The sequence below is a fragment of the Carboxylicivirga mesophila genome, from assembly GCF_018271975.1.
Classification (GTDB): Bacteria; Bacteroidota; Bacteroidia; order Bacteroidales; family Marinilabiliaceae; genus Carboxylicivirga; species Carboxylicivirga mesophila.
Genome location: NZ_JAGUCN010000010.1, coordinates 120,587 through 133,262, shown reverse-complemented (window position 1 = coordinate 133,262; position 12,676 = coordinate 120,587). Strand labels below are relative to the sequence as shown.

Below are 12,676 nucleotides of genomic sequence, written 5' to 3'. Positions count from 1 at the left end.
GAGCCCTCTTCGGTGCTCTTTCCTATTTACTTTGTCCCATGGGTTACACCTATGGTTATTATTGTATCATCCTTTCAGGATTAAGTCAAAATTGGCATTAAGATATTTGCATTTTTGACTGACATAATTACCAAATCACTTAATTTTTTAACGCTGATTAACACAAAAAGCAATTACTTTTGTGCCAATCTTTGGCGACTTTAATACATTGATGACCGGCATTTCAAAGCTTCTCACCTTGAAGCCCAAAACCTCGTTTTGCAAGCCTTGAATGTTGCAGGTGTATTAAAGGGCAAGGTCTCGCCCACATTATAATTTGTTTATTTTATTTTTATTATGAAGCGATACTGGCGTTTGTTTCGTCCGCACTATGCCGAAACACGAAGATTAGCGCTGCCTGTTATTATAGCGCAGGTAGGACAAATTACCGTTGGAATGGTTGACAACATGATGATTGGCCATTTGGGTAAAACAGAATTGGCTGCTGCAGCCTTTGCCAATACCTTGTTTTCATTACCACTTATTTTCGGAATGGGTTTTGCCATGGCCATCACGCCATTGGTAGGTAAAGCATTTGGTAAAAAGCAGTACGAACATTTGCATTTTCTGAAGTATGGAGCTTATGCCACCAACAGCCTGATGGGCATCATCCTGGCCATCACCTGCCTGGCACTATACTATGCTATGCCCTTTATGCATCAGCCCGAGAGTATAATTCAACAATCACAAACCTTCTTTAGTATCATCAGCCTGTCTATTATACCACTCATGCTGTTTTTAAGTGGCAAGCAACTCGCCGAAGGTCTTTCAAACACACGCTTGGCCATGGTTGTTACCCTAATTGCTAATGTAATGAATATCCTGGGCAACTACATCCTGATTTTTGGAAAGCTGGGAGCACCCGAACTGGGCCTCTACGGAGCCGGCTGGTCGACGCTCATTGCAAGGGTGGCAATGGCTGTTATAATGACTGTCTTCATCAGAAGGTATAAACCTCTGAAATCTGAAGCTGTTAAGCTCACTTTTAGTAAGGTATTGCAGACGGTTAAATCAATTGTCAAACTGGGTGTTCCTATGGGTTTACACCTGTTTTCAGAGGCATCGGCGTTTATTGTGGCCGGCATTATGATTGGTTGGCTAAGTGATACTGGCCTGGCTGCCCATCAGATTGTTATTAGCCTCTCCACCTTTGGATTTATGCTTTACCAGGGCATCGGTGCAGGCACCACTATTCGCATCAGTCAGTTTTCAGCCCGCCAGGTACCGGCATTGATTAAACAAGCCTCACAGGCCTCTTTTCAGATTGTTATTGTGATGGTAGTAGTTATATCATCTGCTTTTATATTGTTGCGCAACTGGCTGCCCCAGCTCTTTACTAACGATGCGGAGGTGATTGCCTTAGCATCAAAAATGATTGTGGTACTGGTAATCTTTCAGCTTTTCGATGCCATACAAATCATTTACTCAAGCATTTTACGAGGTATGGCAGACGCTACCATCCCCGGCATTTTAACCATTATCTCCTATTTTGGTATTGCCATCCCATTTAGTTACTCGGCTGCCTTTATAGGAGGATTTGGAGAAATAGGCATCTGGCTGGGCTTTCCGGTCGGATTAGGCATTTGTGCCTTGCTTTTCCATTTTCGACTTCAGAAGCTGAATAAAAAAGCGCTTCAGATTTCAACTTAACAGCATTAAATATTAAAAAGTGTCAAACATTAAGCAACCCCCATTTATTGCAGTTAAAATGGCAATCAAATGGGGATTATTGCTTACACCCCCTACTAAAATGAAATTTCCAGGATAAATTTATGCAATATACAGCACTATACCCCCTATTTATATTACCGAAACATGTCATTAATTAGTGTTTTTACAGAAACACCCCCTATTTTAATGGTGCTTTTACAATTTTTTAACACTTTTACTCTTGCAACCCCCAAAAATATCCCCATCTTTGTAATGGATTTTTTCATAAAACTTGGATTTAGTTAGCTGATTTAAGGGTAAGGACAGATAAACGTATCTGTCCTCTCTTTTTTTATAGACCACCCAACTTCCTTCGTAATCAGATTAATCAACAACCACTACCTATCCAGTTACCCTTGCCATCATTCACATAAACCTTACCATAGATTTTAATTGTGGCTTCAAAATGGATTTCTGCTATCCTAATAATTGTATAGTGAACAGAAATATGCCATTTGATAACGTCCTGATTTTTGAAGAAGGAAACTGAAGCCTACACCATATGCTCACAACCTCCATTATGGGGCTGAATAAAAAGAAAAAGGCCAATACAATTCTGTATTGACCTTTTCAGATTCACACATTCTAACTTCTACTCAAACTCACCTATCAGAATACCTGAAATATTCCAGGCACTAAAACTTGTTCCGGCTCGCTCTCCAAGTGGAATAGCCACTTTCAATTGGTGACGTCCGGGCTTTAAATCGGGCAACTCCACATATTCGGGATTGGTGGCCGTACCCGGACACCAGCCACTTCGGCTTAAATCCGATGAAGAAATGCCATTCCAGAAATTACCCGACACAGGATTGTGTTTGCGATATGCAGCACAATCGGTACGCCAGGGCGTATATACAAATACACGTTCACCATCGATAAAAATTTCATTTTGCTTAGGATTGAACTCATCGCCGCCACCCCAGCCACCGTGACCGGTTGTTATATATCGCAGCTTGATATTTTTCGCTCCTTCGGGTACCGTGAAATCAAGTGTCAGGCTGTCATTTTTAAACATGGTACCATAGCGCTGACCACCCATCTCCATCACATTGCAGGTATTAAAGAGCGGTTGCATATATTGCTTTTTACCCGCATCCTCTTTCCAATCGAAACTACCCGGATAGGCCTTAATATCGAGCGACAGCTTATGTCCGCCCCTATCATAATTTCCAATAAATGCCCCAATCAGCACCTCGCCTTCCAGGTATGGCTTCAGTTCAGTAATATCCTGCTTATACGTTGAATGATCTTCCCATTCAATATCCTTAATTTTCACCCGGTCATTAAAGTGACGCACTCCAAAGGTGGTAAAGAAACGCACCAGTTCAACGACTGGCTCATAGTTATCTGTCACTACAACACCCTGATAATCGAGACTGTCGGCATCGTAATAAATGGGCAAGGTACCCATGCCATCTCTTAGCCCATCCCAGAAACTCTGCTCTTGGTTGGTTGGTATCACAAACACTGAGCCGGTGCGGTCGTAGGCATCGCCATTACTATACTGCTCAATCTCAGCAAACACCGAATAATGGTCGGGTGTTTCGGGCAGTTTCACCTTTTTTACAATCAAGGTGCCACCAGCGAAGTGATAAACCGAATCCAGCACTGGCTCTGTCACCTCCATTTTATCTTTACCCCAGCATATTTGCTCATCGTCAAACACTCGAGTGGTGATAATCATCTTCTCCCGCTTGATATCACCCAGCTCATTTTTCGTTACCGTCTGCCCAATAGAAGCAGGCAATACTGATTCTTTAGCTTTCTTTCTTTTAATATCAATTTTGGTGGCGAGTGTCTCATAGTTTCCATTGCGAACAATGCTGAGCACCAGACCAGGTACATAACCCACGTGTGGTTGAGGCGAGCCTTCAATGCCAGCTTCGGTGGTGTACCACACCTCAATATGATTGGAGTTGATAACTGTTTTGGCCTGCTTACAATTGTAGCCTCCTATTTCGCGTGTTTTATCAGTTAATTCCAATGTTGGCAAACCATCAAAGCCAGTACTCGAATTATAAACATCACCATTATCAAACGAAGCCATCTGAATCAATTCCTTTTTGATGTAATCAACATAGGTAGCCTCGTGAGCATAACCTGGTATCAGTTGTTCCACCGCAGGTTGGTCGCGCCAAACTTTAGCAGATTGCTTGGCATACATAACATGCAATAGCGGCATATCGACCCGCTCTTTGCCATTATACAATACTTTGTAAGATATTGTCCCCTGTTTTGAATAATCCTGCGCTATTGCACTACTCGCTAAAATGAGAGTCAGTAGCGACCAACAAAAAATCTTCATATGTTTCAAATTGAGTTAATTGTAGTTTGACTACAAAATTAAACGCCATTGTTACATATAAAGGGAACAAATGTTCAAGAAAGAGTTAAAACAGGTATCGACAACCCTTAATTGGTCAATTGAGCCAAGCTCTTACGAATGGCATGCAACACGCCGCTTTCATCATTACTCAGGGTTGAAAACCTGGCCACCTCTTTTATGTCAGGGTGCGCATTGGCCATAGCATAACTGTGCCCTGCTACCTGCAGCATTTCATAATCGTTCAGATAATCGCCAAAAGCCATTGTTTCATTGGCCGAAATACCAAGCTCTTGTTGCAGAAACTGCAGCGCTCTGCCTTTATTAATTCCATTGGGCATTACATCGAGCCAAATAGGACTGGATGTACTAATCTGAAATGATTGCCCAAAACGCTCCTTTAACAGTGGATAAACCTGCGACTCGATGTTTGAGAAGTCATTAATAGCAATTTTCAACAGGTGGTCATCAACACGCAGTAAATCATCAACCAACTGATGCTTTGCATAGTATTTGGCCAGTTCGGCTTTAAATGCATCTGAGGAAGTGTTTTCAACATAAGCCGCTTCTTTGCCACATAACACAATATTAGCCCCTGCTTCTCTGGCCGCCATTATCAGTGGTTTTATTTCTGTCATAAGTAATGGCTGCATCACTTTTGTTTGCTCATTCCAGCCAATATACCCGCCGTTTTCAGCTACAAAGGCAATGTTATGATCGAGGTGGGCAAATTCATCTATCAATGTATAATATTGCCTTCCACTGGCCACTACAAACTGTATACCTGCCTGTTTGATTTGCTCATAGACCTCAGCAAAATCCTTGGGCAGTTGCTTATTGGAGTTTAATAGTGTACCGTCCATATCAGACACAATCATCTTAATCATCGCCTAAATTTTTGCAACAAATATAAATTGAATAAATCAGCTGATGCCACGACAAATGTTAATATTCTGAAAGAAAGTCAAAACGCCAATAACAAAGGACTGTAAGCATTATTTAGTACTCATCAAATTATACCGCCTCACTCTTGTCATGGTCTGCCATGAGGTCGTATCTTTACCTATTGCGAACATTCAATCATCACTATTCACAACTACTGCCATGGAAGAACATCAATCTATGGATGATCAATTCATTAGCAAAGTTCAGGATATCATTGAACAGAACATTGACAATGAGAATTTTTCGGTAGAAGAATTGGCCTGCCAGGTAGGATTGAGTCGTTCCATGTTACATCGAAAACTAACCAAATTAACAGGTAAGAGTGCTAGTGAAACAATTTCACATGTACGTTTAAGCCGGGCTAGAGATTTATTGGAACACAACGTTGCTACCGTATCAGAAACAGCCTACCGCGTAGGTTTTAAAAGCCCCAGTTACTTTAATAAAGTATTTAAAAGCTATTACCACATATCACCTGGCGAGATCAAAAAAGAAGCGCAAGCCGAAGATCAGGTCAAACGCTTTCAACAAACAACTGTCAATACTAGCGTACACCTCCTATTAACTAAAACTAGAGTTAAATTCATAGTTACTATTATTACATTGGCAGGTATCGGTTTAATCTTATTATTCTCTCTAACCGCACTATTAGCTACACCTAAATCCGTAGCCGTTTTACCACTTGAAAACCTGACAGGTTCAGCTGATAATGACTATATTATAGATGGTATACACGACGCATTAGTTGGTGAATTAGGTCAGTTTTCAGCACTAAGAGTCATCTCACGCAGATCTACACTACGCTATAAAGACAGCGATATGTTAATTAAAGATATTGCTGAAGAACTGGATGTTAACACCATCATTGAAGGCTCAATACTATCAGCTGGCGATAGTATTCACCTGCTTATTCAAGTCATAAAAGTTGGCCGTAAAGAAGAACACTTGATGACATTAGACTTTCATGATAGTTTAGCCAATATACTCAGCATACAATCGAAGGTTGCACAAGCTATAGCTAAAAAAATCAGAGCTAACATCTCCAATAAGGAATACAAACAAATGCAAAACACACAAATTGTTAATCCGGAACTTTACAAAGCCTACCTTAGAGGAATGTATTTTTTGCATCAGGGCAACACTGCAGATTTTGAAGAAGGTATCACCTACCTGGAAGAAGCCATTGAAAAAGATCCTGGTGATGCATTTGCTTATGCCGGCATGGCACTTGGCTATGCCACTATGGGTCATGGCCAGCTTGATGCTCATACAGCTTTTTTAAAAGCTTTTAATGCTGCCAATAAAGCCATTAAACTGGATCCTACTCTTGATGAATCATACACTGCTCTATCCTTGTTAATTCTTTATCAGGATTGGAACTGGTCGCTTGCTGCATCATCATTCGAAAGTGCACTTGATGTCAATCCTAATAATGCTGTGGCTCATGCTCATTATGCGTGGTATTACGTACTCTTCAATAACAATAAGAAAGCCATTGAACATGCCTACCAGGCAACTATACTTGATCCTCTTTCCGCTTCCTTTCATGCCTGGCTGGGACTAATATATGTCCACAACCATCAATTTGACAAAGCTGAACAATCTGCCCGCCGTGCATTGGACTTAAATGCCAAAGCCGCCTATGGTCAACTAATACTGGGCAGATGTTGCCTTTACCAAAAAAAGTACCTCCAGGCAATAGCCTATCACGAGCGCTTGCCTAAGGGTATGTATTGGGACGCCCAACGCGCCTTTTGCTACATTGAAAGCGGGCAGCGAGAAAAAGCTCTGGAAATATGGCAACACTATGAAACCTTAGCACAAACCCAACCTATAAATTCTTGCTACAGAGGCATGATGGCTTCTTGCTTAGGCTTTAAAGACGATGCCTTTAAATATCTGAATGAAGCCATTGATAATAAAACATACCCCATTACCTATCTTAACTTTTACCCCCATAGTAAAGCCATTAAAGATGATGTTCGATATATACATCTTTTACAAAAAATGAAACTTCCGTATACAAAATAGTAACACGAATGCACTTTTATTCCACAATATTACAATAAAAGTGCAGGCCTTATTGTGAGGTGCTACTAAATTACAATAACTGAAACATATCTACTCTTGATGCTGCAATAACCTGCAACTTCATAGTACAGTTAACACGTCAATTTCATTGTAATTTGCATATTGAATCTAACAGTAAAACGTTCTTCTGTCTATTTGATTACTGTTGCTTTTCAATCAATTACTCATTTAATCTACAAGCCATGAAAAAGACATTGTTAACAATTGCTATGTGTTTTTTTGTTCTTGGCTTAGTTGCACAGGAAGAAAGAAACATCATGCTCAGTGACCAACAAGTGGTCCCTCCAAAATTTAAAGGAGTTGAACCAGTTGTTAAAGAAGAGGTAAAGCAGTCCCCAATTTGCTGCTACCTGCAAGAAAATCTAGAATTAGAAGTACCTATAAATGACTACTTGCCAGAAGGTACTGTAGCTATTGAATTTACAATTAATCGTGATGGTACCTTAAGTAACTTTACTGTTACCAACCGGGTGAATTACACATTGGAACAAGCAGTGATAGCCTGCATTAAGGAAACAGAAGGTATGTGGCAACCTGGTGAAGTTAACGGGCAGCCATCGCCTATGGAAAAAAGAGTGTATGTAAGGTTTGACAATCCTGACAACGAATCATTCGAACAAATTGCCAGAGACCATTACCTGGTAGCTCTTAAACGCTTCAAAAAAGGCATGTACATCGAAGATAATCAGCTTCTATCGACCAATCAAAGAAAACGTAAATCTCAACGCTTATTTAACAGCTCATTAAACCAGCTGGACATAGCCACTGTTTACATGCCTAACGATCCAACAATTGCCTTTTGGAAAGCACGTAACTATGAAGAACTGGGTATGCACAAAGACATGATTAATATGCTCGAAAAAAGAAGAGAGCTATTGAGCATGAAACTTTCAGAACGAGAACTGAAAAACCATTATGATTTGGCAATTATCACGCTCAAATAAATAATTGAATATGTGCCACAATAAAAAATCCCGCAAAATGCGGGATTTTTTATTGTATTTTAGATGTGTTTACTTCACTTGGAATTCGAATTCTACATCAGTTGGGGGCAGACACGTTTCATTATCGCAGCACATAAAAGTCAAATAGCCTTTAACAGTTGCCGGCCGCTTTGTAATGCGCACATTATGCGTAATGGTTGCTTCGTGCTTAAAAAATGGCACCTCCATATCAAACACATCATCGTGCTTTACAATTGGTTTAGTCACTTCCACGGGCTTTTTAATTTCTTTGGCATTCTCCATGCCTTCAAAAGTAAATTCTGTAGCTACAGGGCCACCTTCTGGCACATTTACGCCATAAGTTTTCCAGCCATCTTCAATAGTAGCATGCGCAACTACCTGCACTTCGTACTGGTTAACCTCTTTAATCTCAAACTTCCATTTCACAGGCTCTTTCACCTGAGCACTTACCCCTATTGCTCCAAAAATAAGGAGTACCATTAAGGCAAAAATGTTTCTTTTCATCATTGATTACTGTTTTTAATATGAAACCGTATTATCTTCAACTTATACGTTAGTGTAAATAGGATACAACAAATATACGACCAAATTATCTTCTTAAAATCTCTTGTAATGATTTTGGTTAAAAATCATATTCAACATAAAGACACTAATATACGCGATTTGGGTGACACAACTCTTAAAAAAACTTACCATCCGCAATTAACTGCTCAAACTTGTTAATACGATGTTAAACCCAGACTAAACCAAGGAAATAATTAAGTATCTACGATTCTTATTAGAGCTAAATATGTAGCTTTATCATCGATAAATATTTTTTACAGACCATCAACAAACTAAAATTAATCGTAACATGAAACATTTATTATTGGCAGCCGTTGCCCTTATTAGCCTGATCGCCTGCAACGGACCAGCTAAGAAAACCAACGAAACACAAAACGAAACACAACAACTTAAATCAGTATCTGTCGATAACCTGCTGGCTCAAGCCGACAACCTAGTAGAGAAAACCATTAAAGTGAAAGGCCATGTAACGCATACTTGTAAGCACTCGGGCAAACGTTGCTTCTTGGTTGGCGACAATGAACAGTTTACCGTTCGCATAGAAGCAGGCGGAAAGATTACTGGCTTTAATCGCGAACTGGTTGGAAACACTATCGAAGTGGAAGGTGTTCTCAAAGAGCGTCGTTTATCGAAAGAATATATTGACCAGATGGAGCATGAAGTCAATGAAAAGGCGAAGGAAGATGGATCGGCCGAAAGCTGCGCTACAGAAATTAATAACATTAATGATATGCGTAGCTGGATGAAAGCAAATAATAAAGACCATTATTCAATATACTTTGTTGAAGGATTGAACTATGAAGTGGTCGAATAAAGCTGTCAGAAAATGGCTCCGCATTATCCACCGCGACCTGGGCTATGTGATGGTGGGCATTACTATTATATATGGCATTTCGGGCTATGTGCTCAATCATATGGATGGCAAAGACCCGGCCTACGAAACCATTGAAGGAACACTAATGCTGCCAGCTGGCTTATCAAAGACACAGGTTGAAACGGCATGGGCATTGCAGACTGACGTACCTGCCCTAAAACGCATTCTTCCTATTGACACTGAGCATTACCGGCTAATGCTCGATGGGGGGATTGGCGTTTACCAAAGTCACAATGGTGAGGTGGTGTATGAGCAGCACCGCAAAAAACCTTTCATTTATTTCATTAACAAATTACATTACAATAAAGTAGGTGGCTGGACCATCATGGGCGATATCTTTGCCTTTACATTGATATTCTTCGCAATTTCTGGCCTGTTCATGGTGAAAGGCTCCAAAGGACTGGCCGGGCGAGGTAAATACTACCTGCTGCTGGGCCTGGCCATACCAATTATTTATATATTTATGCTATAACAATACAGCTTAGCCTCATCTGTCGATGGGGCTTTTCTTTGCTGAACAGCTCCGTACTACACCAAAGCAAAAGAAGTAAGCTAAACATAGAACTATTTGTCTACCGACACCAATTGATCTGCAGCACTAAAGATTAGAAATTCTGAAATTGAAAGGGCAGATACCCGAAGATATCTGCCCTTTACTTCCAATCACTACATTATTAACCTAAACCTACTCTACAATTATTTCATCAACAAACAACCAGGCTTTACTTCCAGCTGCTCCATGCCATGAGGGCAGCATCCCCTGGTTAACTACAGTCACTTTTACATACCGGGCGGTTGTACCTGAAATATCCACCGTAAAATCCATCACTTGATCTTCACTCTGCAGTGGAATGTTATTAATGGTTGCCCCTGCTTCAGTAAAAAGCTCACCATCCAGCGATGTTTGTACCTTAACCTGCTGTGGTAAGAATATCCATGAGCCAGTCTGGTGCAGACAACCAACAGTCACCTTCGTTAAATCTTCAACCTTATTTAAATCGATAACTACATCCACATCATCTCCTTCAAAACCTTGCCAGTTGCCGTCATTAAAATTTCGACTACCGCGTAGGCTGTTAACTAAGGTTATATCTGTAAGGCCCGGATATTTATCACTTGGTTGCTTCTCATACCTCAATGGCTTTGCCGTAGCTAGATGCAGACTAAAGTTCACACGGGCATCTTTTCCGGCCTGCTTACCATTAATGAATGAGGCAGCCACCACCTCTACCGATGAGTTAATATCAATGGCTCCTGAGTAATGATTTGACGATAGATCCGGCTGTGTACCATCCAGTGTATAATATATATCTGCATCCGGTATTTCTGTATTCAGCTCAAGCGCAATGGTTTTATTCTTGGCATTAAACACACTCTCGAACTGTACAGTGTACATACTTTTGGCATAGTTTAAGCCCATAACATCATAGCTTTGTGTCATTTGCCCAATCCGTGTTGTAAAATCACTCCAGTTGCGTGTTTCGGCGTTTGTCCAGAGTGCTTCAGCCATTGCAGCCATGCGAGGAAATGTCATGTACTGCATATGTTCTTTTGTGGGCACATGTTCTGTCCATAAATTACCTTGTCCACCCAAAATATGTTTGGCGCTTTCAGCACTTAATTCTGCCGGAACAGGATTAAACTGGTAAACTTTTTCCAAAGGAATGTAGCCATTGAACGCTACAGGTTCCGTATCCATTGGCCCTTGATAATAATCAAGGTAACAATGCGAAGTTGGCGTCATAACAACATCATGACCGCTTTGTGCCGCCTCAATGCCACCATGAAAACCTCTCCAGCTCATTACTGTTGCATTCGGAGCCAGTCCACCTTCTAAAATCTCATCCCAACCAATTAAAACTCTGTCATTGGCCATTAGGAACTTCTCTACACGCTTAATGAAATAGCTTTGTAATGCGTGCTCATCGGCCAGCTTTTCACTTTTAATCCGAGCCTGACATTTGGCACATTTTTCCCATTCAGCTTTATTGGCTTCATCACCGCCTATATGGATGTATTTTGATGGAAATAGCTCCATAACTTCGGTTAAGATGTCTTCAATAAACCCAAATGTTTCATCCTTACCTGCGCAATAAATATCAGTTATAGGCCATAAGCCTCCCGGTACTACGTTAAAGGGTCCTCCAGTGCATGAATACTCAGGGTAGGCAGCTAAGGAAGAGGTTGTATGGCCAGGCATCTCTATCTCAGGCACAACTGTGATAAACCGCTTTTGTGCGTATGCAACAACTTCTTTGATATCTTCCTGGGTGTAATAACCTCCGTAAGTGGCTTCCTCACCAGCCTGCATAGCCGGACGGGCATTCCAGGGTAAATGTTCCCTATCAACGCGCCAGGCTCCCACTTCTGTCAGCTTCGGATATTTCTTTATTTCGATTCGCCAACCTTGATCATCCACCAGGTGCCAATGAAATACATTTATTTTATGAAATGCCAGATAATCGATCAGCTCCATCACCTCTTCTTTGGTGAAAAAATGGCGCGATACATCGAGCATCATTCCACGCCAGGCAAACTGAGGACTATCCTCAATACTGGCACCTTTAACTGCATAACTAAACTGGCTTTTTTCTCCATCAACCAATAATTCCGGGCACATCTGGAGGAATGTTTGGAGCGCATAATAGACTCCTTTCGCACCGGATGCTTCAACTATCACACCAGCGCTGCCTACTTCCAGTTTATAGCCTTCATCAGGTAACTGCCCATTAAAATTGATGGTAATATTAGACTTTGCAAGGGCATTATCCGTAATCTTCAGTTTATTTTTACAATGTCGGGCAATCCTCTCATTGAATGCTTCAATGCCCGGTAACAAATCCGCTTGCTCAATCACAATTTGGGTCTTATTGGTCAGAACAAAAGCATCGGAATGGTAATGGATACTATTGGGTAAAGGAATTAAAGGTGTTTTATCGGCCTCCTTATTGTTACATGCGACTAAAAACAGTAAGGATCCAACAAATAAAAGCATGTGCAATTGTTTCATGTTTCGGCGTATTTTAATTCATCATAAAATTCACCAAAAACAAATGCTTGTAAAACCGCAGCGTGTTCAATTACTCTTATCGGTGTTCATAACAGGCATGTATCCCCCTCAAAACATGTTCACGGCATTAGCACATATGTTTACACCAAGAGAAG

At 40.8% G+C, this 12,676-nt stretch carries 9 protein-coding genes; 5 read left to right on the top strand and 4 right to left on the bottom strand.

Features of this window, described 5'->3' with window-relative positions; all coding sequences use genetic code 11:
- The first annotated feature begins 336 nt into the window (after positions 1-336).
- Positions 337-1,689, top strand: coding sequence for an MATE family efflux transporter (locus KEM09_RS10375; protein WP_212228112.1), 1,353 nt, complete (start codon positions 337-339; stop codon positions 1,687-1,689).
- A 652-nt stretch (positions 1,690-2,341) separates the two neighbouring features.
- Here the strand turns inward: KEM09_RS10375 and KEM09_RS10370 are convergent.
- The gene (locus KEM09_RS10370) at positions 2,342-4,054 is read right to left on the bottom strand and encodes a PNGase F N-terminal domain-containing protein (RefSeq protein WP_212228111.1); all 1,713 of its coding nucleotides are present in this window, start codon (positions 4,052-4,054) and stop codon (positions 2,342-2,344) included.
- A 107-nt stretch (positions 4,055-4,161) separates the two neighbouring features.
- Positions 4,162-4,959: an HAD family hydrolase gene (locus KEM09_RS10365; RefSeq protein ID WP_212228110.1), complete on the bottom strand. Its 798-nt coding sequence runs from the start codon at positions 4,957-4,959 to the stop codon at positions 4,162-4,164.
- A 217-nt stretch (positions 4,960-5,176) separates the two neighbouring features.
- Here KEM09_RS10365 and KEM09_RS10360 point away from each other — a divergent pair, with 217 nt between their 5' ends.
- Together KEM09_RS10360 and KEM09_RS10355 are read left to right on the top strand one after the other, a co-directional pair.
- Positions 5,177-7,048 (top strand): helix-turn-helix domain-containing protein, encoded by a 1,872-nt coding sequence (locus KEM09_RS10360; RefSeq protein ID WP_212228109.1) that lies wholly within the window; start codon positions 5,177-5,179, stop codon positions 7,046-7,048.
- A gap of 242 nt (positions 7,049-7,290) precedes the next feature.
- The gene (locus KEM09_RS10355; RefSeq protein ID WP_212228107.1) at positions 7,291-8,052 is read left to right on the top strand and encodes an energy transducer TonB; all 762 of its coding nucleotides are present in this window, start codon (positions 7,291-7,293) and stop codon (positions 8,050-8,052) included.
- Positions 8,053-8,121: 69 nt separating this feature from the next.
- Here the strand turns inward: KEM09_RS10355 and KEM09_RS10350 are convergent, their stop codons facing one another.
- Positions 8,122-8,580 carry a protein-disulfide reductase DsbD domain-containing protein gene (locus KEM09_RS10350; protein ID WP_212228105.1) on the bottom strand — a complete coding sequence of 153 codons (459 nt, stop codon included), beginning with the start codon at positions 8,578-8,580 and terminating at the stop codon, positions 8,122-8,124.
- 346 nt (positions 8,581-8,926) lie between these two features.
- On the opposite strand from KEM09_RS10350, the gene KEM09_RS10345 reads away from it, so the two are divergent.
- Positions 8,927-9,451, top strand: coding sequence for a putative periplasmic lipoprotein (locus tag KEM09_RS10345; protein ID WP_212228104.1), 525 nt, complete (start codon positions 8,927-8,929; stop codon positions 9,449-9,451).
- Positions 9,435-9,983: a PepSY-associated TM helix domain-containing protein gene (locus KEM09_RS10340; RefSeq protein WP_212228102.1), complete on the top strand. Its 549-nt coding sequence runs from the start codon at positions 9,435-9,437 to the stop codon at positions 9,981-9,983. Before KEM09_RS10345 ends, KEM09_RS10340 begins: the two co-directional genes overlap by 17 nt.
- A gap of 213 nt (positions 9,984-10,196) precedes the next feature.
- Here the strand turns inward: KEM09_RS10340 and KEM09_RS10335 are convergent, their stop codons facing one another.
- Positions 10,197-12,521, bottom strand: coding sequence for a glycoside hydrolase family 20 protein (locus KEM09_RS10335; RefSeq protein ID WP_212228100.1), 2,325 nt, complete (start codon positions 12,519-12,521; stop codon positions 10,197-10,199).
- Positions 12,522-12,676: the final 155 nt, after the last annotated feature.

Coding starts and splice junctions, on each gene's coding strand:
- KEM09_RS10375 (WP_212228112.1), top strand. CDS start 337: ATGAAGCGATACTGGCGTTTGTTTCGTCCGCACTATGCCGAAACACGA.
- KEM09_RS10370 (WP_212228111.1), bottom strand. CDS start 4,054: ATGAAGATTTTTTGTTGGTCGCTACTGACTCTCATTTTAGCGAGTAGT.
- KEM09_RS10365 (WP_212228110.1), bottom strand. CDS start 4,959: ATGATTAAGATGATTGTGTCTGATATGGACGGTACACTATTAAACTCC.
- KEM09_RS10360 (WP_212228109.1), top strand. CDS start 5,177: ATGGAAGAACATCAATCTATGGATGATCAATTCATTAGCAAAGTTCAG.
- KEM09_RS10355 (WP_212228107.1), top strand. CDS start 7,291: ATGAAAAAGACATTGTTAACAATTGCTATGTGTTTTTTTGTTCTTGGC.
- KEM09_RS10350 (WP_212228105.1), bottom strand. CDS start 8,580: ATGATGAAAAGAAACATTTTTGCCTTAATGGTACTCCTTATTTTTGGA.
- KEM09_RS10345 (WP_212228104.1), top strand. CDS start 8,927: ATGAAACATTTATTATTGGCAGCCGTTGCCCTTATTAGCCTGATCGCC.
- KEM09_RS10340 (WP_212228102.1), top strand. CDS start 9,435: ATGAAGTGGTCGAATAAAGCTGTCAGAAAATGGCTCCGCATTATCCAC.
- KEM09_RS10335 (WP_212228100.1), bottom strand. CDS start 12,521: ATGAAACAATTGCACATGCTTTTATTTGTTGGATCCTTACTGTTTTTA.